The sequence below is a fragment of the Aliidiomarina celeris genome (genome assembly GCF_003316875.1).
Taxonomy (GTDB): Bacteria; Pseudomonadota; Gammaproteobacteria; order Enterobacterales; family Alteromonadaceae; genus Aliidiomarina; species Aliidiomarina celeris.
Genome location: NZ_QMIL01000004.1, coordinates 138,331 through 158,176, shown reverse-complemented (window position 1 = coordinate 158,176; position 19,846 = coordinate 138,331). Strand labels below are relative to the sequence as shown.

Annotated in this window: 21 protein-coding genes; 12 read left to right on the top strand and 9 right to left on the bottom strand. The window is 50.4% G+C overall.

The window, feature by feature from the left end; all coding sequences use genetic code 11:
- Positions 1-51 precede the first annotated feature (51 nt).
- The 3 genes from DQW12_RS09570 to DQW12_RS09560 all read left to right on the top strand — a co-directional run bounded on the left by DQW12_RS09570 (position 52) and on the right by DQW12_RS09560 (position 3,395).
- Positions 52-1,413 carry a cytochrome c gene (locus tag DQW12_RS09570; protein WP_113907637.1) on the top strand — a complete coding sequence of 454 codons (1,362 nt, stop codon included), beginning with the start codon at positions 52-54 and terminating at the stop codon, positions 1,411-1,413.
- Positions 1,406-2,308 carry a c-type cytochrome gene (locus tag DQW12_RS09565; protein WP_113907636.1) on the top strand — a complete coding sequence of 301 codons (903 nt, stop codon included), beginning with the start codon at positions 1,406-1,408 and terminating at the stop codon, positions 2,306-2,308. Before DQW12_RS09570 ends, DQW12_RS09565 begins: the two co-directional genes overlap by 8 nt.
- Before the next feature lie 61 nt (positions 2,309-2,369).
- Complete coding sequence (locus DQW12_RS09560) at positions 2,370-3,395, top strand: putative porin (RefSeq protein WP_113907635.1); 1,026 nt, start codon at positions 2,370-2,372, stop codon at positions 3,393-3,395.
- A gap of 9 nt (positions 3,396-3,404) precedes the next feature.
- Here the strand turns inward: DQW12_RS09560 and DQW12_RS09555 are convergent, their stop codons facing one another.
- The gene (locus tag DQW12_RS09555) at positions 3,405-3,851 is read right to left on the bottom strand and encodes a YaiI/YqxD family protein (protein ID WP_113907634.1); all 447 of its coding nucleotides are present in this window, start codon (positions 3,849-3,851) and stop codon (positions 3,405-3,407) included.
- 105 nt (positions 3,852-3,956) lie between these two features.
- Here DQW12_RS09555 and DQW12_RS09550 point away from each other — a divergent pair, with 105 nt between their 5' ends.
- The gene (locus DQW12_RS09550) at positions 3,957-5,084 is read left to right on the top strand and encodes a GGDEF domain-containing protein (RefSeq protein ID WP_113907633.1); all 1,128 of its coding nucleotides are present in this window, start codon (positions 3,957-3,959) and stop codon (positions 5,082-5,084) included.
- Here the strand turns inward: DQW12_RS09550 and DQW12_RS09545 are convergent.
- Genes DQW12_RS09545 through DQW12_RS09535 form a run of 3 tightly spaced genes read right to left on the bottom strand, consistent with a single transcriptional unit; the run spans position 5,040 to position 7,420 of the window.
- Positions 5,040-6,350: an ATP-binding protein gene (locus DQW12_RS09545; protein WP_113907632.1), complete on the bottom strand. Its 1,311-nt coding sequence runs from the start codon at positions 6,348-6,350 to the stop codon at positions 5,040-5,042. The genes DQW12_RS09550 and DQW12_RS09545 overlap by 45 nt on opposite strands.
- A 3-nt stretch (positions 6,351-6,353) precedes the next feature.
- Positions 6,354-7,049, bottom strand: coding sequence for a response regulator transcription factor (locus tag DQW12_RS09540; RefSeq protein ID WP_113907631.1), 696 nt, complete (start codon positions 7,047-7,049; stop codon positions 6,354-6,356).
- Positions 7,046-7,420: a PepSY domain-containing protein gene (locus tag DQW12_RS09535; protein ID WP_113907630.1), complete on the bottom strand. Its 375-nt coding sequence runs from the start codon at positions 7,418-7,420 to the stop codon at positions 7,046-7,048. The genes DQW12_RS09540 and DQW12_RS09535 overlap by 4 nt, the downstream gene beginning before the upstream one ends.
- A 168-nt stretch (positions 7,421-7,588) precedes the next feature.
- On the opposite strand from DQW12_RS09535, the gene DQW12_RS09530 reads away from it, so the two are divergent.
- On the top strand, positions 7,589-8,023 hold the full coding sequence (locus tag DQW12_RS09530) for a hypothetical protein (protein ID WP_113907629.1): 435 nt from the start codon (positions 7,589-7,591) through the stop codon (positions 8,021-8,023).
- A 47-nt stretch (positions 8,024-8,070) separates the two neighbouring features.
- Here DQW12_RS09530 and DQW12_RS09525 read toward each other — a convergent pair whose 3' ends face one another.
- From DQW12_RS09525 to DQW12_RS09515, 3 genes are read right to left on the bottom strand one after another with little or no spacing between them, the layout of a single operon-like run.
- On the bottom strand, positions 8,071-8,865 hold the full coding sequence (locus DQW12_RS09525; protein ID WP_113907628.1) for a LytR/AlgR family response regulator transcription factor: 795 nt from the start codon (positions 8,863-8,865) through the stop codon (positions 8,071-8,073).
- Positions 8,858-9,901, bottom strand: a complete 1,044-nt coding sequence (locus DQW12_RS09520) for a sensor histidine kinase (protein WP_113907627.1) — start codon at positions 9,899-9,901, stop codon at positions 8,858-8,860. The genes DQW12_RS09525 and DQW12_RS09520 overlap by 8 nt, the downstream gene beginning before the upstream one ends.
- Before the next feature lie 35 nt (positions 9,902-9,936).
- The gene (locus tag DQW12_RS09515; RefSeq protein ID WP_113907626.1) at positions 9,937-10,674 is read right to left on the bottom strand and encodes a hypothetical protein; all 738 of its coding nucleotides are present in this window, start codon (positions 10,672-10,674) and stop codon (positions 9,937-9,939) included.
- Positions 10,675-10,788: 114 nt separating this feature from the next.
- On the opposite strand from DQW12_RS09515, the gene DQW12_RS09510 reads away from it, so the two are divergent.
- Positions 10,789-11,682: a sensor domain-containing protein gene (locus tag DQW12_RS09510; RefSeq protein ID WP_113907719.1), complete on the top strand. Its 894-nt coding sequence runs from the start codon at positions 10,789-10,791 to the stop codon at positions 11,680-11,682.
- Here DQW12_RS09510 and DQW12_RS09505 read toward each other — a convergent pair.
- The gene (locus tag DQW12_RS09505; protein ID WP_113907625.1) at positions 11,679-13,769 is read right to left on the bottom strand and encodes a sensor histidine kinase; all 2,091 of its coding nucleotides are present in this window, start codon (positions 13,767-13,769) and stop codon (positions 11,679-11,681) included. The two genes, DQW12_RS09510 and DQW12_RS09505, sit on opposite strands and share 4 nt — an antisense overlap.
- A 128-nt stretch (positions 13,770-13,897) precedes the next feature.
- Between DQW12_RS09505 and DQW12_RS09500 the strand changes: the two genes are divergently transcribed.
- From DQW12_RS09500 to DQW12_RS09480, 5 genes are all read left to right on the top strand, one after another.
- Positions 13,898-14,542, top strand: a complete 645-nt coding sequence (locus tag DQW12_RS09500) for a response regulator (RefSeq protein ID WP_113907624.1) — start codon at positions 13,898-13,900, stop codon at positions 14,540-14,542.
- Positions 14,543-14,660: 118 nt separating this feature from the next.
- Complete coding sequence (locus DQW12_RS09495) at positions 14,661-15,503, top strand: alpha/beta hydrolase (protein WP_113907623.1); 843 nt, start codon at positions 14,661-14,663, stop codon at positions 15,501-15,503.
- Entirely contained in the window at positions 15,500-16,753 is a 1,254-nt protein-coding gene (gene kynU, locus DQW12_RS09490) for a kynureninase (protein WP_113907622.1), read from the top strand. Before DQW12_RS09495 ends, kynU begins: the two co-directional genes overlap by 4 nt.
- 123 nt (positions 16,754-16,876) lie before the next feature.
- Positions 16,877-17,356: a magnetosome magnetite crystal formation protein family gene (locus DQW12_RS09485; protein ID WP_113907621.1), complete on the top strand. Its 480-nt coding sequence runs from the start codon at positions 16,877-16,879 to the stop codon at positions 17,354-17,356.
- Positions 17,356-18,201, top strand: coding sequence for a putative RNA methyltransferase (locus tag DQW12_RS09480; RefSeq protein ID WP_232819939.1), 846 nt, complete (start codon positions 17,356-17,358; stop codon positions 18,199-18,201). The genes DQW12_RS09485 and DQW12_RS09480 overlap by 1 nt, the downstream gene beginning before the upstream one ends.
- A gap of 43 nt (positions 18,202-18,244) precedes the next feature.
- Here the strand turns inward: DQW12_RS09480 and DQW12_RS09475 are convergent, their stop codons facing one another.
- Positions 18,245-18,934 carry a VIT1/CCC1 transporter family protein gene (locus DQW12_RS09475; RefSeq protein WP_113907620.1) on the bottom strand — a complete coding sequence of 230 codons (690 nt, stop codon included), beginning with the start codon at positions 18,932-18,934 and terminating at the stop codon, positions 18,245-18,247.
- Between the two features lie 169 nt (positions 18,935-19,103).
- On the opposite strand from DQW12_RS09475, the gene DQW12_RS09470 reads away from it, so the two are divergent.
- Positions 19,104-19,841, top strand: a complete 738-nt coding sequence (locus DQW12_RS09470) for an endonuclease/exonuclease/phosphatase family protein (protein ID WP_113907619.1) — start codon at positions 19,104-19,106, stop codon at positions 19,839-19,841.
- The last annotated feature ends 5 nt before the right edge of the window (positions 19,842-19,846 follow it).

Here is a 19,846-nt window from a genome sequence, read left to right as displayed (position 1 = left end):
CTTTATTAGAAACTGCTAAACTATAAGAAATCTCCAAGGAAGAAAGGCGCTATGAAAGCAGTTAAATATCTCGTTGCTATGGGTTTGATTGGGTTCCTGCTCATTTTTGCATTTGCCAAGTCCGTTCCCTATTGGTTTGCTCCTAAGATGGAAAATCCACCACAGGTCGACATTCACAACCCAGCGCTCATTGCCAAGGGCGAATATTACGCGCGGGTAGCCGACTGTGTGGCATGCCATACCGCGCCGGGCGGCAAGCCTTTCGCTGGCGGCTTAGGTATGCAAACACCTTTGGGTGCCATTTACTCCACCAATATTACGCCTGATCCAACAACAGGCATTGGCAACTATAGCTATGCCGATTTTGAGCGCGCAGTTCGCCGCGGCGTGCGCCCTGACCACACTGCGCTTTACCCTGCCATGCCCTTTGTGTCGTACATGATCGCCAAAGACGAAGAAATTGAAGCCATGTATGCCTATTTCATGTCCGCCGTGGAGCCAGTGCAGCAAGCGAACCAAGCTTCAACCATTCCATGGCCGGCCTCTATGCGCTGGCCGGTTTCGTTATGGCACCTAATGTATGCACAACCGCGTGAGTTCCAGCCTAACCCGAACCGCACCGCGCAAGAAAACCACGGCGCTTATTTAGTAGAAGGCCTTGCTCATTGCGGTGCGTGCCATACACCGCGTGGTATTGGCTTTCAAGAAAAAGCTTTGTATGACGATACCAGCGGCAACTTTCTTGCCGGAAGTGTCCTTGAAGGTTGGTTCGCGAAGAGTTTACGCAACGAAGGTGTTGGCTTGGAAACTTGGTCTAACGCCGACATTGTAGAATTCCTGAGAACGGGGCGTACAGATATTACAGCTGCCTTTGGCAGCATGGCGGAAGTGGTTGAGCACAGTACCCAATATTTCACGGCTCCAGACCTTGAAGCCATGGCCGCTTATTTATCAAGCCTTGCGCCCAAACCCGGCCGCGAAGCCACTTGGCAACCGCAATCCGACACCACTACTGCACAGTTGCGAAATGGTAACTTCGACAGCCCCGGCGCCATTATTTATGCGCAAGAGTGTGCCGCCTGCCACCGTATGGACGGCATGGGAGCGCCACGCGTATTCCCCGCTTTAGCGGGAAATTCTATTGTGTTTGCCGAAGATCCCAGCTCAATGATTCAAGTCACCATGGCTGGGGGCCGCATGCCGCATACCGAGCACGACACCATGGCATTTGCCATGCCAGGGTTCTACCACTTAAGTAACCAAGATTTAGCCGATGTGTTGAACTTTATTCGAAATGGCTGGGGCAACCACGGCAGTGAAATTACGCCGCGCGATATTGCTCGCATGCGAAAAATTGTGGATAACGCGCCACAGCATTTTGTTCCACCGGCTCAGGAGGCCGATTATGAATAAGGGATTTATTTCAGTTGTTTTACTTATTGCAGGCTCTGCTTCGGCCGCATGGGCGATGTATTCGAACTCCTTCTACGACGCACCACCTACACCAGCACTTGAGGTCGTGAACGCCGACGGTGAGGTGGTGGGTGAATATCGTGCTCCGCTGGCTCGCGATATTTTGAGCGAAGAAAATGCCGAGGACATTATTTACGGTATGCGCTTGCTTAATGAAACCTCGCGGTTGCTGCCCGATAACGTGGGCAATGGCTTAAATTGCAACAGCTGCCACATGGCGCAAGGCAAACGCCCACTCGGTGCACCTTACATTAATACCGTAGGCGACTACCCCAAATTTATGCCGCGCTCGCAGGCGGTACTCGACCTCACTCAGCGTATAAATGGTTGTTTTCGCCGCTCCATGAATGGCGAGCCCTTACCCGACGACTCCGCAGAAATGCACGCTATGCAGGCCTACATGGCTTGGCTCGCCAAAGACCTTGAGCCGGGCCAACGGGTGAACATTGAAAATATGGACTACTTCAAAGTAGGCCAATACACGCCAGACCCCGTGCGCGGTGAACGTATTTACAGCCAACAATGTGCGGCCTGTCACGGGCAAAACGGTGAAGGCATGAAAGACCAATTTGGCGACTACATATTCCCTGCGCTTTGGGGCGATGAAAGCTTCAACATTGGTGCCGGTATGGCGCGTCTTTCTCGTGCCGCCCCCTTTGTGAAGCACAACATGCCGCTTGGCGTAAGTTTGCACGCACCGCTTGGCCAAATTGAGTTGAGCGAGCAAGACGCTGTAGACGTTTCTGCCTATTTTACCGTGAAGCCACGCCCCGATTTTCCAGACAAAATTTTTGACTGGCCTGGCGTACCGAATCCACCGGATTCTCGTTACTGAGAATGCGTTACTGAGAAAGCGTTACTAAGAACCCGTTACTAAGAACGCAAAGGAGACTTTAATGCACAACTTGTTTTCAATACGACCTCGAGCTATTGCCATTGCGGCAGTGTCAGTGCTGAGCTTTGGCGCGCTCTCCATAAGCGCCAATGCACAAGAGCCTGGCACCACGGAATTTTCGGGCATGATCTTTTTAAACGGAAGCCAACAAGAGCCAGCCAATGGCAACGACAACTTTAATGTTGATTTAAAGCGCTTCTTTTTGAATGTGAATCATCAGTTCAGTTCAGACTGGTCGATGCATGTAACCACGGATTTTCAATGGCAACGGTATCAAGACCCAAGTGATCCCATTTTGCGCCACTTTTATGTGCAAAAGAAAATTAGCGACACCATGCGCGTGCGAATTGGTAACGCTCCCACGCCGTGGATTTTACCCATTGCTCAGCTAAACGGTTACCGCTACCTCGACCCTGGCCTACTCCCACGAGCAGGCCACGGAGCTCCAGCCGACTATGGTGTGCATTTGGAAGGTGAGACCGGTGACTTCGGTTACGCTGTTGCAGCGATTACCGGAGGTGGCTTTCAGAAGCCTCGGCTTGGCGATAGCGTAGACTTTGAAGGCCGCGTTTACTGGCAGCCTCTAGAGGGCTTACGTGTACACCTAGGTGCCTACCGCGGAACCCTAACCCAAGACAAAGACGACCGCCCCAAAATACATACCGCCGAACGTTGGAACAGCGCAATTACTTATAACCAAGGTAAATGGCGAGCGGGTGCCCAGTATTTCTACGCCAACAACTGGCGCCGTGTGAGCTTGCCCACCGAAGACGCCGCCAGCGGCTATTCACTGTGGGGTTCGTATCAACTCAATGCCAATTACGCCATTGCACTGCGCCATGACCTCACCACCCCAAGCCGCCGGCTCGACAGCACGCGTGAAATTGAATACTACTCGGCGGCGCTTGAATGGCGTTACAACCCTAAACTACGGTTCTCAGCGGTACTTAAGCATGTGAATAACAGCAATAACGCAAGCCGTGCAATTAACAATGAGTTTGGCATTTGGTCACAAATTGTTTTTTAAACATACTCTTTAATTTACACGCGCAAGAAAGGAGTCGAGCGCGTTAGCAAATGCCATTCGATCCCGCTGATGCAGTGGGGGTGGACCGCCTGTGTGTTCGCCGCTGCTGCGCATCGTATCCATGAAATCTCGAATATTCAGGCGTTCGCCAATGTTCTGTGTTGTGAACAACTCACCACGAGGGCTCAAGGCAGCGCCACCTTTGGCGATTACATCGGCGGCTAAAGGAATGTCGGCGGTGATCACTAAGTCGCCGGGTTCACAACGTTTTACAATTTCGTTGTCGGCCACGTCAAAGCCACTGGCCACTTGCAGGCTTTGAATATACTTAGACGGTGGTACCCGAAGGCGCTGATTCGCCACCAATATCAGCGGAATTTGCTTGCGCTCAGCGGCACGAAACAGAATGTCTTTTATAACGCTTGGGCAAGCGTCTGCGTCAACCCAAATATTCATTACAATCCTCTAACTGCCTTCAAAATGAACTTGCCACAGGGCGTGTAACGCCCTAAAGTTTGCCTTAGCATTGAAAACAATAACAACAAAGCTTGCTGGGCGCGCATGGACATTATTACCATTATTGTACTGACAGGGATTACCAACCTCACCTTTGCGCTATACAGTTGGCAGCAAGTTCGTAATCCAGAGTCGCACTCTGCCTGTAAGTTTTGGGCGCAAGCGCATTTTATTAAAGCCATTTCTTTTGTTATTTACGCGGTGGCCTTGTCGAATGGCTCAAACGACCTGCGGCTGCTGGCCAACATTCTTATTCTGTTAGGTTGCTGGGCGGAAGTACGCGCTTATATCAAGCTTTCAGCAGGCAGTATCAAAACCAGTTACCTGTTTATTGGGTTTGTTGTGTCCAGCGCCGTGTTTACCTTTATGCATGTGAATAGTGCCCCTGGGCCAAACAACACCATGATTATTACGGCCTCCTTTTTATTAGTGGTGCCGCTTTTTATGAATGTGATTGCCCTTTACTCCTTAAGCAAACAGCATCAGGGGAGTGTTTTCCCCGTGGTTTTGTTCGTGGTGAACGCTACCATTACGCTGCTGTGTTTGGTGCGTGGCACTGCAGCCATGGACAATCCATACTACATTATTACGCAAACATTCTTTACCAATCAGCTTTTTATGTTTACTACTTTTATCAGCGGCTTAGGCAATGGTATTGGATTCATTGGCTTTTTAAAGGAACGTTCCGACGCAAAATTACAGCAACGTGCCAACTTCGACTACCTCACGGGTGTACATAATCGCCAGCATTTTGAGAGCCTTGCCGAGCGAGAGCTGCGGTCTGGTCGTTCGTTTGCTCTCTATTTTTTCGATCTCGACAAATTTAAGTCAGTGAATGATCGCTTTGGTCATGCCACCGGCGATGACATTTTACGGGTGTTTGGGCAACTACTGGGAAAAATAGAAAACAAACATAACGCCATTGCAGGTCGGTTAGGCGGTGAAGAATTTGGGCTGATTCTGCCGCACAACACCAGCCCCGACCACAACGTTATTCTTGCACGTTTGCGCACAACCTTCGCCGAGCAGGCTCACTTGATTATGGGCGAGCCCTTAACCTTTAGTTGCGGTGTGTGCGCCACCCAAAAAGGAACGACTATTCAGAATCTTATGCGTGAAGCCGACACCCTACTCTACCAAGCGAAACGAGACCTTCAGTCCGCCCAAAGCTGAACGCCCAAGCTCAAGACGCGCACCATAATGCGTGGCAATATCCGCCACCATGGTTAACCCTAATCCTTGGCCGTCTTTTTGCTCATCGGCACGGCCGCCTCGCGCCAGCACGTTGGCGTAGTCGTGCTCGGCAATGCCAGGGCCATCGTCTTCTACTACCAGAGCATTCTGTTCAACAACCAAACCAATAACAATACGCTGGTGTGCGAACTTCAATGCATTCTCAACAAGGTTGCCAAACACTTGCTGCAAGTCGTTTTTCGCCATCGCCCACTGCAACGGAGCACCCTTGTATTCCAGCTGCTTACCTTCAGCCTCTGCTAGCTTGGTAAACATGGTAACCAAGGGGGCTAGCTCATCGTTTACCGCAATACGCCCCGAGAATTTTGCTGCACCAAGGTGAGCGGCATACGACAAATGATACTGAATGGTATTTTCAACGCGTTGGAGCTGATCACGCCACTCCTGCGCGGTGGCTTCGGGAAGATCGGGCAAACCCGCACGCATTACTGCTAAGGGGGTTTTTAAACTGTGCGCGAGGTTGGCTGCGGTTTCCTGGCTTTTTTGCACTAGGCTCTCGTCGCGCGCCAGCACGTCGTTTAGCGCTTCAGCCACACCTTGCAGTTCACTAGGGAAAGTACGTTGTAAACGCCGCTGCTGGCCCGCCTTTAAGCGTTGCAGGTCTTTACGCATTTTCCGCAGCGGCGCCAAACTCCAACGTAATTGTAAGGTAGAAAGCACCACTAACAGCAACGCAATTATTCCAATGCCTGCCCACAATAGCTGTTGAAATGCGCGTACTTGCTCCGCTATTTCACTAGCGTCGCCAGCAACCATTATATGCACGGGCTCAGAAAAATTCGGTAAAATAATGTCGCGTTCTGCCACTCTGAGCTGCTGCTCCTGGGGGCCAACACCATCGCGCAAAATCAAATTTCCGCGCGTGCCGTCGAGGCTCTGAAATAACCGCTGATCCCAGAGCGACCGCGACACATAGAGAATTTCCGTGTCGGTGGCTAACTGCCAATACCAACCTGAATAAATGCGTTCAAAACGCCGATCACCCAGTGACTCTAGCGGTATTAAGTTGCCTGTTGCATCTACTTCAAGTTCAGCGGCAATTACATTAAGCCACACGCGCAGCCTGTCGTCGAAGTTCTGCTGCACAGTTTGGCTGAATGCATAGCTCATTAACCATGCAAATATCGGCAAAATAACGCCGGTAAAAAGTGCACCGAGAATTAACGTACGCCGCGTTATGTTCATACGTTATTCTTCATCCGTTACTCTTTTTCCGCTAGCGGGCTCCGGCTCACAAACGCGGTAGCCATGCCCCCGCTCAGTTACAATGTAGCTCCCTCCTAATTTTTTCCGCAGGCGGCTAATTTGTACGTCTATCACATTCGAGTCGGGCTCTTGGTCGCGGTCGTACACATGCTCTGAAAGCTCTATGCGCGACACTACCGCCGGCGCCGCGTGCATTAAATAGCTCAATAGGCGCAGCTCTTGAGCGGTAAGTTTAATAGCGAGGCCCGCTAAATATACTTGTTGGGTATGGGTATTTAGTTGCAGTTCGCCAATTTGAATTTCTGGGTGCGCATGGCCTTTTGCTCTGCGGATCAAGGCTTTTAACCGAAACACTAACTCGGCGGGTTCAAAGGGCTTGGTAACATAGTCGTCGGCACCCGCATTAAAACCAGCGGCTTTGTCACCCCAACTGTCGCGCGCGGTAAGTATGAGCGTAACCACTTCAATTTGGTTGCGTCGCCAACGCTGCAACCATTCCACGCCTGAGCCGTCGGGCAAGCCAAGGTCGAGTACCATAGCATCGTAACTTTCCGTACTTAATAGAAAGTCAGCGTCGCTGCCTTTTTCTGCACTGTCTACGCGAAAACCCTCATTTTCAAGTAGCTTTTGAATGCGCGCTGAAAGGGCTTTATCGTCTTCCACTAACAATATTTTCATGGAAATTTCACCCCCGGCTTGCGCATTTCATGCACCCGCTTTCCTTCCATTTCGAGCAGTTCACCGCTACTGGCTAAAAATTCAAACTCTACTTTTTGGCCGTTTGGACCCAGCATTTCAATTTCATAAATGTACACGCCATCGTCGCGTTCAAGTTCAATTTCAATAATGTCGCCGTAGAACGCTTTCTCGAGCACTTTGAGAATGTCTTCAAGTGGCACTATTTGGCCCTGTTGCACCAGCTGGTAAATGGCACGATGGTCATTGTTGGCCGGCGCTGCAGGGGCCCGCTCAGGCACTGCCATTACTGTATTCGTAACCGCGAACAACGCCAGCAATGTGCACAAAAACAAATTCAACAGTCGGGCCATGCCTTTTCCTCGAGTTTCCTGCTTAGGGTCACGCTATTGTGTCATTTTCAACATGAACGAAACATGAACACGGCGTTCATCTTGCTGCAAGGTTTACTCCCTTAGTATGGCCCCATACACAACAAGCCGTTGTGCAAAACATGAAAGAAGCCACAAAGGAGACGTAAGATGAAACATGTAAAACTTACCACATCACTTATTGCTTTAACGACCTTAACCGCTAGTGCTGCCTTTTTTGTGGCACAAGCCAATACACCCACTACCGACTTGGCACAGGTTCAAGCGTTTGGTTTCAAGCATTTCCACAAGGTTGAGTTTGAACGCGACGGCCGCATTGAAGTGGACGGCTGGACCGACACGCATTGGTACGTGGAAGCCGAGTTTGGCGGTAACAGCGTATTAAAGGAACAACGAGAGCGCCGTATTTCGTCGGCGTGGGGCCTAACCTACGAACAGTTACAGCAGGTGATGACGCTTGCGCGCGAGTCTGGGCTCGCCACCATTGAAGAGGTTGAAGTGTCGCAGTCGGGCCGTATTGAAGTAGAGGGTAAAACCGATGCCGGCTTTGAAACCGAATTCAATGTTATGTACCAAGAGCTTTAAGCCCAAAGCCCCGCTCTTCAAGCGGGGCTTTTTCTATTGGGTTGGCGCTAGCTTAGCCGCCCCAAACCTATCCACTGGCCAAACTCAGCTGTTCTGCTTTCGCTTGTTTTTAATTGCACACCATTTGGTAAATACAGCGCCAAGGTATTTTTGTTGTAGCGCTCAAGCTTTTCTACCCTTGCACCACACACGAGCTCACTTCGATTAATCCGAAAAAACCGCTTCGGGTCCAACGCTTTCTCTGCCGCCTGCAGGCTCGTAAAAGGTAAGTAGTGGCGCTGATTGTTCTCGTCGAATGCCATCACCAAACCCGCGTCGGCTTTTACATAATGAATACGGTCCACATTAAGAAAATAAGTGTGCTGTTGCTGCTTAATGGCAAAACGCTGCGGCCATTCTTCTTCTGCCTGCCGAACACGCGCAACAGTAAGCAACTGTTCCAGCTGAGCGAGCGGGTTTACCGTATTGGTTTGCGTAAGCTGAGTAAATTTCTGCCAAGCCTGTGCCAGTTTTTCTTCACTATAGGGCTTCAACAAGTACGCAATGCCGTGAGTTTCAAACGCCGGTAAAAAATAGGCGTCGTAAGCTGTAGTGAATATAATTGGGCATGGCAGGGTGAGGTCTTGGTAAGCCTCAAACACGTTACCGTCGAGTAGCTCAATATCAGAAAAAATAACGTCGGGCCGCTGTGTATTGTGCGCGCGGCTTTGCAGCCATGTTCGCACGGCCATTACCGACTCTAACTCCGCCACAACCTTAATGTCGCTGGCTAAGTTACGTAACATACGCACCAGCTTTTGCCGCGCTAAGGGCTCGTCTTCAATAATAACCACATTATACATTCTGTGCTTTTCCAATTTGTGAATGCGCGAACAACGGCACGCTTACCTTAAATTCAGCCTCGTTTTGCTCTACCCGTAAGGCTTTACCGCCCAATAGTTGTAACTGTGCACTCAAATTACGTAAACCAATACCACTCCTGCCTGCTCGTTGTTTCGCCGCCACGGTATTTATTACTTCAACCTCATGCGCTTTTATATTCAAATGAATATAAATAGGTTTACTTTGAGTAGCCCAGTTATGCACAAATACGTTCTCAATCAACAGCTGTAAGCTAAATGGCGGTAGATATGCCTCGGGTATTTCGGTACCGGTTACCTTCAACGCAAAATTCTCGCCAAACCGCGCATTCGATAACACAAAGTAATGATTGGCAAAGTCGAGCTCTTGCTGCAATGGCACCAGCGGCGCGCCGCCGTGGTTTATTGCGCCGCGATAAAGCTCGGCGAAACTTTGTAAATACAAGCTCGCCGCCTGCGAATTCGAATAAATCAATTCGTCGAGAGTATTGAGTGCATTGAATACAAAATGCGGCGCCAGCTGATTCTTCAGTTGCCGCATACGAAGCTCGGCGAGCTCCTGTTGGTAATTCTGCACCTTATTTCGGTACGAATACGCTAAATAAATACCACCAAACAGCGCTGCGTCGACCAATAGTGACAGGTTCCGCTGCACTACCAAGGTGCTGCTAAAGTTTCGTTCGATGTTGCCAAACAATGCAGCAACCCCCAGCTCCATTAGGCTTACCATAACGAGGTAAACGCCCAGCCCCGCAAGGCTTGGACCAATCGTGCGTTGCCACGGCAACGGCTGGTGTTGCTTACCGTAGAATGTATTCAGCCCTAGGCGCACAAAACTGAAAATAATAAGCGCTGAGAAAAACTGGAAAACTGGGCCTTCTGGGGTGAGTGTGTACACACTTATCATACCGGCGCTAATACGGTTTTTTATTACCAACAGGTAGCTCAGTAAAAAGACTAAGCCCAGGAACCTTGGGTCGACCTGTAAAAACCGTAAATAGCGCTGAATCAATAACATACCTACCCCCAGAAAACCCTATAGTAGCGGTGGCTTTACTCGTTCGTCCACTGGTGCGTTACTTCGCCTTCGGCGTTCATAAATTGCAGCTGCACTTGGTCGTTTTGGTCTACATAAAACATTGCCCGTGGCGAACCGTCACTCGCGAATAAAAATAAACCGTTGTTTTGTGCACCCGTTTTGCCTACCAATACCCGTGTGGCGCCACCCACTAACCCCTGCGCTTCGTATTCTAAATATTTAGCGCGGCGTGCTTCGCGGTCTTCAATGGCATTCAGTTCATTCATAATCGCGCGCACACCCTGCTGCGTTTCATGCACAGGCCGATCATTAAACGCTAAAGCAGAACTTACTCGGCGTTGTTCACCGCGCTGCATGTCGGTAGTGAGCAGCTGCATTACTTGGTCGCCGTCGTATTGGTCAAACGTGAGCGACAAGCCAGAGCTATGGCCATCTGCAGTTTTTGAACCGTCATAAATAAAGCCACCCGCCTCAATACCGTCTTCATTAAAAAACAGCATGCCCGAACGCTTTTTCCGATCTTCGTTCAACACTCGCCCATTCACCTGTTCAGTCACCGGAAAACGCTCGGTATTGGTTATTAATAGCTTTACTGTGCCGTCGCGCTCTACAATGTTTAAGCGTTCTACCGACAGCGTTTCAAAATGCGTAGGCGCAGAAAACAAAAATTGCTGTGCTATAAGCCCGGCAGAAAGTGCTAAGCTTGCAAAAACACCAACGCGTAATATTTTTAGTTCTTGGATTGTAGTCATTTTTGGTTCCTCGTGGGTTAGATTTACCCGGGCAGTGTGCTGCGCCCTAAACGGCGGCCATAGTGAATTCGAATGAACGCCGGAAGCTTTTCGATAAAAGCAGGAAAAATTCAAATGAAGAGAACACCCTTTGCCGAGCTCGCTCAATATATGGACCTGTTACTCGACGCCATTTGTGCGGTCGATAAAGACAGCCGACTAACCTATGTGAGCCCCGGTGCAAAAAATGTGTTTGGCTACGAACCCGAAGAAATGAAAGGGCGTTTAATTTTCGACTTTGTGCACCCCGACGATTTAGAAAAAACCAAAGAAAGTGCGTACGCGGTGAATAGAGGTGAGCAGTTAATGCAGTTTGAAAACCGCTATATTCATAAAAATGGGCATGTTATTCATTTACTTTGGTCGGCGCGTTGGTCGGAATTTGATCAGCAACGCATTGGCGTAGCGCGCGACATTTCTGTACAAAAGCAGCTTGAAGAAGACCGCGAAAACCTCATAAAAAAGCTGTCTGAAATGGCGCTTACCGACCCGCTTACGCAATTACCAAACCGCTCGTTATTCTACGACCGCGTTGAGGCTGCTAAAGCGCGGGCTCATCGCGACCAAAAAACCTTCGCTATTTTGTATATCGATCTCGACAAATTTAAGCATATTAACGACGAACGTGGCCACGCCACCGGCGACCAGTTATTGCGCGAAGTCGGCCGGCGAATTTCCGGTGCCATTCGTGCCACCGATACTGCAGCCCGTATTGGTGGTGACGAATTTACAGTTCTGGTAGACGCAGTGCCAAGTAACGACAACAGTGCTGTAACAGCCGTAGCCGACAAAATCCTCGCCGCGCTGCAACCCCCATTAATTCTGCCTCATGGCCAAGAAAAGGTAACGGCCAGTATTGGCATTGCGCTGTGGCCTCAGCACGGCAGCAACATTGAAAGTTTACTCAATTTCGCAGACGAAGCCATGTACAGCGCAAAACGGGCCGGCGGCAACCAGTACTGGCTTTAAAGCGGAACGCTTACTTTAACTTGCCACGTGTTATTGCTCTGGTTTAGCTCAAATCGGCCGGCCATTTTTATGGCGCGTTCCTGCATAATTCGAAGCCCACTCGGTGCACCTCCTTCAGCCAGCGGCACGCCTTCATTTTCCACACGTAAATGTAGGCTTTCGTTGTGACTCTCTAACGTTACGCGCAAGTAAGGCGATTTTGAATAGCGTAATGCGTTGCTCACTGCTTCGCGCAATATTCGGGTAAGCTCGCTAATTTTCGCCATAGACAAAACCTTTGCTTCCACATTGCACTGCCATTCCAGCCGAACGTTGTGATCAGTACAGCGGCGCGTTGTTTCATCGTGCCAATGTTCAATAGCAGCGGTTAAGGTTAAGTCGTCGCCTTCCATGTTTTTCAGCAAATTACGTAGATCGGCAATGGCTTCGCGTACCAAGGGTTTACTCTCGTCGGGTGTTTTATGGAGTAAATGCAAAAGCTTGGCGCCGAGGTCGTCATGCATGTCGCGGCGAATACGCAAACGCTCTTGCTGCACCCCTTCCTCATAAGCCGAGCTTACCCGCGCAACCAACTGGTACAAGGAAACCACCAGTTTTGCCGTACGTTCGTCACGCTTGTTAAAAAGCCGCTCTCCCTGCATGGCATGGTTTAGTAACCAACATTTTTGTTGGTGCTGATCCACTACAACTAAGCCCTTACCTTGGTTATTCAACGCCGCAACAAGGGGCTGCTGGCCCATGGTGTAGTTGTGGCAAGGTTCAATAGAAAGCGGACTAAACACCGCATTAAGCGCATTTCTAAGCCCGCTTTCGTTGCTGTCTTGTTGTGCGGTCAGCATTTCCGGAAGCGACACAGCAAGCCAGTCGTCTAATTGGTCGCGGTCGGAATGAATAAGCTTTTTCCATAACCATTGGCGCAGCGGAAAATAGAGCCAACCTACAATAGCCACAGCAAGCACAAGGCTGGTGGCACCCGAAAGCCGCAGCAAGCCCACCAACAGCAAGTCGGTTACCATCACCAACACGCCACCAAGTAGCCATGCCCACAAGGAATACCACCAGCGGTCGAGATTAAATAAACGGTGCCGCCCCACACCAATGGCGATGCCGGCGTACATTAACAAAAATGTTGTAAACAAAAGGCCCTGAGCCGCGGGTGCTGCCACTTGCAGCATGGCAGGTAGGATCATGCCGCCTGCAAAAAATAGCGTACCGGCAAGAATAGACACCACCACCCAACGTAATGCAGCGCGTTGCGACGGTAATTTTCGGGTGTCCCACCACTGCCTTATGGCCCCCGCAAGCCCGGCCAGAAAAATAACCATTACCCAACTGTGGAAACCGGTTACAGGTGTACTGGTGAGCTGAAATTGGTCGGTAAGAATTGCCGCTAAAAACGCACCATAGAATATAGCGGTACTGGCCACTGAGTTTCTGCGTACTGGGTAGTTCCATAAAAAAACCGCCAAAGCAGCCGAAAATAAGAGCGCACCCGTGTGGTTAATAGCCGACAGCACCATAGCTAAATTACCGTCGATAAAGAATGCGCGGGTACTGTAAATTGCGGCGGCCGAGGTGAACAGTAGGTTGCTAAACCCAGTGAGTGCAAATGCAGTAAGCGCGGTGTCGCGTGGCGCGGGAGCCCACACCATCAAGCAAATAAACATGCCGGCCACACCACAGAATAGCTGCAACCAAAACAATCCCGGTAGGTCATTTAACGTTCGCGGCCTAGCCGTAATTTGTACCCGCTCGCCAGCTTCGGTTTGCGCAGAAAGCGTTCCGCTTATGAGTGCGTCGTGCAATTCACTATGCTGCTGAAAAAATCCATTAAACTGGGCATAAGTGGGCAGCACGTCGGGCTCTTCGAGCGCCAGCGTTAAATCGGCAGGGCGCTCCCCTGCGGCTAACCGAAAAGCGGTAATGGGCAGTTCCTGTTCATTCGCTATTTGAACAGTAAGTTCGTTTGGTGCTTTAAGCACCAAGGGTGAAGGTTGTGGTAAGGAAAGCGCTAAAACAACTATTGCAGTTGCATAAAAGACCACTGCTAGGAGGCCGAAGGTAAGTTGAGCCTTTAACGACACCATGCTTGCTACCCCGCTGAAGGTTAGCCCCCCTTATGTGTGGGGGTTGATTAATTTTTATAACCCTATTTAATGTAAAACACTTTTTAACATTCGTTTAATTTTTTTAACACGCTGGGTTGGTTTCATTCATGCAATCGTTTCAGAGTGTATTGGTTATTGAAGATTTACCCGAGGTCGCAGAGTGGCTAAATGCGCAGTCGATCGCCGTGTTGCCGCAGGCGCAGGTTACCGTGGTAAACGCCATTGCTCCAGCGCGTGAAGCCCTAGCGCAGAAGGTTTACGACTTGGCTTTAGTCGACTTAGGGTTACCCGATGGCTCTGGCGCTTGCCTTATACCGGAAATTAAGAAAAGTAACGCGAACGCGCTGTGCGTAGTTACTACTATTTTCGACGACGCGCAGCATTTGCTGGAGTCGTTAAAAGCGGGAGCCGATGGTTATTTATTAAAAGATGATCCCGAGCCGGCATTTAGAACACAACTCGAGGGAATATTACATGGCCGGCCACCGCTTTCGGCTTCAATAGCCAAAGCATTGTTGCAGCAATTTCAGCCGCAGCCGAACAACGAACAGGTAGGGCTCACTACCCGGGAAACAGAAATGCTAACGCTTACCGCGAAAGGTTACCAAGTAAAGCAAGCCGCGGAGTTGCTTGGTATTAGTTACCACACGGCAGCGAGCTATTTAAAAGAGGTGTACCGTAAGTTACAAATTAATTCACGCGCCGAAGCCACACTAAAAGCCATGAACATGGGCTTAGTGAACCCTGAATAGCACTCAATTATAAATTTGCGCACGGACGCGCAATCCCAACGTAAAATTTCAACACGTGGAAACCCAATCAACGCAAAAACACGTTACTATACATCTACCCAACGTTAGAGGATAAGTTGTGCAGTTTCGTTATTTGCTTTTTTTCGTGTTCATTCTCGGTTTCTTGCAGCCCGCCTTTTCTCAAACCGTTAATTTTCAGGCTGTGTTGGAGCGGTCTGCCATAAATGCCGACCAAGTTCTGCGCTACGGTAACGCCGAGCCTCAGTTTATTGAACTTTTCCTACCCAAGAAGCACACCGAAATGCCGCCATTGGTGGTGTATATTCATGGCGGTTGCTGGCTCAATAGCTTTGGTGTGGATCACGCGCGCGGTCTCGCCGACGGGTTACGCAAAGAAGGCGTTGCTGTTGCCGCTATAGAATACCGTCGGCTCGACGACCAAGGAGGCGGCTGGCCCAACACCTTACTCGACATTGAGCAGGCAATAACGCAACTTACCGCGATGCCCAATGCACCTTTTCGTACCACCGATATTACTCTTATAGGCCATAGCGCAGGGGGCCACTTAGCGCTCTTAGCCAGCCAACCGAAGCGCGAGCATGGCGCTAGCATACGTGGCGTTATTGGTCTTGCAGCCATTACTGACATTCGCCAGTACGCCGCCGGTGAAAGTGGCTGCCAGCAGGCAGCCGCGCGCTTTATCGCAACCGCCCCCGAACAAGAACACGTTATGAATCCGGTACACCAGCCAAGGCACTCCAACATTACCTTGCTCTGGGGAACCGCCGATCCTATTGTAGGCAGAGACCAACAAGAGCTTGCCCAAGCCAGCCACGTTATTATCGAAAACGCAGGGCATTTCGACGTTATTCATCCAGGCACACCCGCTTTTCGCCATGTTGTTCAGGCACTGCGTGCACTTTATCCACAGCATAGCTTTGCACGAGAGGAAATTTTGTGAGTTCATCATTAGCGCACGTTTTAAACACAGACACGCGTGATCAGGCCGACCCCTTGCGCGACATTAAGGGCCAGTTTCATATTCCGAATGGCATGATTTACCTCGACGGCAATTCACTGGGCCTGCTGCCTAAGGCAAGCCAAGCGCACGTGCAAGAAACCCTCACTGAACAATGGGGAAATAGTGTAATTACCAGCTGGAATAAACACGGCTGGATTAACTTGCCACTTACTGTGGGTGACCAAATTGGCGCCATTATTGGCGCGCCAGCAGGGCATACACTGTGCTGCGACTCAACCTCCATAAATTTATTTAAAGTGCTCTACGCGGCGTTGCAGTTAAACCCAGGGCGCACTGAAATTGTTTCTACGCGTGACAATTTCCCCACCGACCTCTACATGGTGCAAGGCTTAAGCCAACTGCTAGGTCAAAACTGCCGATTACGCTTGGTAGAAGAGCACGAATTAATGCAAGCGGTAAACGAACAAACCGCGGCGCTTTTAGTAACAGAAGTGAATTTTAGAACCGGCCGTAAACTGCCCATAAAAGAACTCGCAAATTACGCGCATAGCAACGGCGCGCTGCTCATTGCCGACTTGGCCCACAGCGCCGGCGCTATGCCAGTGAACGTTTACGACAACCACGTCGACTTTGCCATTGGTTGTACCTACAAATACATGAACGGCGGCCCCGGTGCCCCCGCATTCTTGTATGTTGCCCCACAGAATTTAACAACCGAGCTCTCACTGCAGCCACTCTACGGCTGGCTTGGCCACGCCGAACCCTTTGCCTTTGACCCAGACTACACACCCGCTGCGGGAATTCGTCAGTTTTTAACTGGCACTCCACCGGTACTTGCCATGGCCTCCGTGCATGCCGCCTTGCGCGTCTTTGAACAGGTCAGCATGGCCGACATTCGAGCCAAGTCCGTCGCGCTCAGCGAAACCTGGCTAGAAGCGATGGCTCAAAAGGGTTTACTCGAACAAATGCCCTGCATATCACCAGAAACTGCAGAACATCGAGGCAGCCAATTGGCCTTTCAACACGAACACGCTTACGCCATTTGCCAAGCCTTAATTGCCGAAGGCGTAGTCGCCGACTTTCGTGCTCCGCATTACTTACGCATTGGTTTTGCGCCGCTTTACAACAGCTTTACCGACATTGCCAATGCGGTTGATGTGCTTGCACGCATTATGCAAACAAAGCGCTACACCCGCGCAGAGTTTCAGCAGCGGCAGTCTGTTACCTGAGCGTGATTGCTAAAAAGGTCGGACATGGCTGAGCTTGCTTGTTGTTTTTCTATATGCAGTTTATGGTTTAACGGTTAGCGACAACTAACTACTTAAGTTTAAACTATAAAAAGGAATCTAGCCATGGACACAGAAAAGCTCCGTAAGCTACACCAGCTCAAGGAAGAAGGCATTTTAAGTGAGTCTGAATTTCAACAAGAAAAACAGAAATTGTTAAATGAAGAGCAAGCCGCCGCGCGCTCTACGCAATTAGTAGAAACGAACGACCTTAACCAATACGCCATGTTTATGCACTTAAGCTTATTACTTGGCCTTGTGTTTCCTTGGGTGGGCTTCATTGTTCCTATAGTGCTGTGGCTTATGAAAAAGGAAAACAGCTATATTAACCAACAAGGCCGTATTGTAGTGAACTGGCTTATTAGCTCCTTAATCTATTCTGCTATTGGCATGGTGTTACTCTTGGTGCTCATTGGTATTGCTGTTTTAGCCGCTGTGGCCATTTGTACCGTGGTGTTCGCCATTGTAGGCGCCATGAAAGCCAGAGAAGGCGAAGTATGGGCGTATCCACTCAGCATTAAGTTCTTTAAGGTAGACACACTCTAGTGAAACTTTGTTGTCCACTCGACGGTGAGCCTCTTGTGCTCACCGATCGGGTTTGGCGTTGTATGCAAGGCCATAGTTTTGACGTGGCCAAGCAAGGCTATGTAAACCTACTGCCCGTGCAGAAAAAACGCTCTAAAGATCCAGGTGACAGCAAAGCCATGGTAGAGGCGCGCGCGCAATTTTTAGCGGGCGGTTATTACCAACCCTTTGCTCATGCTCTCGCACACTGGGCAAGTACAGTAGAAATCGGCACTGTACTCGACGCAGGTTGCGGCGAAGGCTATTACCTGCGCGAATTCGTTGCCGCTGCGGGCAAAAGCAACTCCAGTGCGCAACTGGAGGTCGCCGGCCTCGACATCTCCAAGTGGGCGGTATTAGCCGCAGCAAAACACGCCAAACAGTGCGCCAGCTTTCGCTCAGTGCCAGCCACTTGGTTGGTGGCGTCGAATAGCCACATTCCGCTAGCTGAGCACAGCATAAATACAGTGCTGTGCCTATTTGGCTTTCCCGTAAGTAATGAATTTAAACGCGTGCTCGCAGCCACTGGCCGGGTTGTTATGCTCGATCCCGCCGCCCAACATTTGCAGGAGCTCAAGCAAATTATTTACCCCAACGTGCACGAAAAGGAATACCAATTACCGTTGCCAACCGCCGAATGGCAGCTTGAGCACGAGCAGCGCGTTACTTTTCAGTTTACCCTGCCTAACCCACAAGCCATTCACAACCTACTGGTTATGACACCACATCTATACCGCGCTAGCGCAGAGGGCCGTGCACGCGCAGAAAGCCTGCACACGCTAACGCTTACTGCCGACGCTTGGTTGCGAGTATTCACGCCTACATAAATGGCTATTAAGTGGCCTCTTTTGCGGGCACTTAGTCGGGCACTCAGGCGGCCACGCCAAAAAGCCGCCCCACAACAGCGGTTAACGCCATAGCCAAGCCACCCCAAAAGGTAACCCGAATAGCCGCGCGAAACATTGGCGCGCCGCCCGCGCGCGCTGCAACAGCACCGAGTGCGGCAAGAAACACTAACGACGAACCCGCCACCGCCATAATAAGTATTGGTAAAGGCACCCACCACGCCACCAACAACGGCAACAAGGCACCAATAGTAAAGGTAAGCGCAGACGACAAGGCCGCTTGTACCGGATTGGCTTTGCCCACATCGGTGATGCCAATGTCGTCGCGGGCATGTGCCGCCAGCGCGTCGTTCGCCATTAATTGCGCCGCCACTTGTTGAGATAACTCTGGGGTTAATCCGCGCTGTTGGTAAATTTCCGCTAGTTCTTGTTGTTCTTTTTCAGGCTGTTCGCGCAGCGACTTTTTCTCAATCTCAAGATCCGCATATTCAGTGTCCGACTGCGAGCTAACCGACACATACTCGCCTGCCGCCATCGACATAGCACCAGCCACCAAGCCAGCGACACCCGCTAACATAATTTCCGCTTGGCCCGTGCTTGCCGCGGCCACGCCAATAATTAAACTACTGGTCGACACAATACCGTCGTTTGCGCCCAGCACGGCCGCGCGAAGCCAGCCCACGCGGCTCGAGCGATGCGGCGTATGAAGCTCCATTATTTAATCTCCTCAATACCCGTTAGAGTAAACACGCACTATAGCCCTACACCCACGAAATACCTAGCGGTTAGCGCGCAGTTTGAACCAGGAAAACCAATGGTCGCGCGCATACGTATTTAGCTATACTGAACACTTTTAAAATACATGTAAAACGTAAGGCTGCACCGTGTTAAAGCCCAAAATCATTGTTCCACAACGGTTTATACACCAAGAAAAGCTCACTCTCGGTGAAGACTTTGGCGTGCTGTGCTGGAATACACAAAAGCTAACCCAAACCACGCGCTTTCAAATTGAACTAGAGCGGCTTTTGCAGCAATTCCCAAGCCTTTTTCTGCTGTTTCAAGAGGCCAAACTCGCCTCCGGCTCAAGCTTGCTGTTGCCACAGTGGTCTTATGCGGTCGCCCCCAATATGCAAACTCGGCGCGCTACTTATGGCGTTGTTACCGCCAGCCAGTTCGCATTTAACAATGTGCAAACACTGCTCAGCGAACGCCGCGAAGGCATTATAGCCACCCATAAAAGCTATATGCTGTCGTACCATCCACTGCCCACCAACGAAACCCTACTGATCGTGAACGTGCATGCCATTAACTTTGTCAGTGCGAATTATTTTTTGCGTGAAATGGAGTTACTTAAAGAGGAGCTTTTACATCATCAAGGGCCGCTGATTGTGGCAGGCGACTTTAACGTGTGGAGCCGACAACGGCGCTTACACTTGCGCCGCTTTTGCCGTGCAGTAGGGCTGCGCGAAGCCATCATGCTCGACGCCCACCATATTAAAGCCTACCGCCAACACCCGCTCGACTTTATGTTTTATCGCGGCCTGCAGCTGAAAGAAGCCACTGCCATCGACACCACCACCGTGTCTGATCACAACCCCATTTATGCGCGCTTTGCGTTGTAATGGTG

What these genes read in the sequence shown, in the direction of transcription:
- DQW12_RS09570 (WP_113907637.1), top strand. Translation starts at nt 52, where the DNA reads ATGAAAGCAGTTAAATATCTCGTTGCTATGGGTTTGATTGGGTTCCTG.
- DQW12_RS09565 (WP_113907636.1), top strand. Translation starts at nt 1,406, where the DNA reads ATGAATAAGGGATTTATTTCAGTTGTTTTACTTATTGCAGGCTCTGCT.
- DQW12_RS09560 (WP_113907635.1), top strand. Translation starts at nt 2,370, where the DNA reads ATGCACAACTTGTTTTCAATACGACCTCGAGCTATTGCCATTGCGGCA.
- DQW12_RS09555 (WP_113907634.1), bottom strand. Translation starts at nt 3,851, where the DNA reads ATGAATATTTGGGTTGACGCAGACGCTTGCCCAAGCGTTATAAAAGAC.
- DQW12_RS09550 (WP_113907633.1), top strand. Translation starts at nt 3,957, where the DNA reads ATGGACATTATTACCATTATTGTACTGACAGGGATTACCAACCTCACC.
- DQW12_RS09545 (WP_113907632.1), bottom strand. Translation starts at nt 6,350, where the DNA reads ATGAACATAACGCGGCGTACGTTAATTCTCGGTGCACTTTTTACCGGC.
- DQW12_RS09540 (WP_113907631.1), bottom strand. Translation starts at nt 7,049, where the DNA reads ATGAAAATATTGTTAGTGGAAGACGATAAAGCCCTTTCAGCGCGCATT.
- DQW12_RS09535 (WP_113907630.1), bottom strand. Translation starts at nt 7,420, where the DNA reads ATGGCCCGACTGTTGAATTTGTTTTTGTGCACATTGCTGGCGTTGTTC.
- DQW12_RS09530 (WP_113907629.1), top strand. Translation starts at nt 7,589, where the DNA reads ATGAAACATGTAAAACTTACCACATCACTTATTGCTTTAACGACCTTA.
- DQW12_RS09525 (WP_113907628.1), bottom strand. Translation starts at nt 8,865, where the DNA reads ATGTATAATGTGGTTATTATTGAAGACGAGCCCTTAGCGCGGCAAAAG.
- DQW12_RS09520 (WP_113907627.1), bottom strand. Translation starts at nt 9,901, where the DNA reads ATGTTATTGATTCAGCGCTATTTACGGTTTTTACAGGTCGACCCAAGG.
- DQW12_RS09515 (WP_113907626.1), bottom strand. Translation starts at nt 10,674, where the DNA reads ATGACTACAATCCAAGAACTAAAAATATTACGCGTTGGTGTTTTTGCA.
- DQW12_RS09510 (WP_113907719.1), top strand. Translation starts at nt 10,789, where the DNA reads ATGAAGAGAACACCCTTTGCCGAGCTCGCTCAATATATGGACCTGTTA.
- DQW12_RS09505 (WP_113907625.1), bottom strand. Translation starts at nt 13,769, where the DNA reads ATGGTGTCGTTAAAGGCTCAACTTACCTTCGGCCTCCTAGCAGTGGTC.
- DQW12_RS09500 (WP_113907624.1), top strand. Translation starts at nt 13,898, where the DNA reads ATGCAATCGTTTCAGAGTGTATTGGTTATTGAAGATTTACCCGAGGTC.
- DQW12_RS09485 (WP_113907621.1), top strand. Translation starts at nt 16,877, where the DNA reads ATGGACACAGAAAAGCTCCGTAAGCTACACCAGCTCAAGGAAGAAGGC.
- DQW12_RS09475 (WP_113907620.1), bottom strand. Translation starts at nt 18,934, where the DNA reads ATGGAGCTTCATACGCCGCATCGCTCGAGCCGCGTGGGCTGGCTTCGC.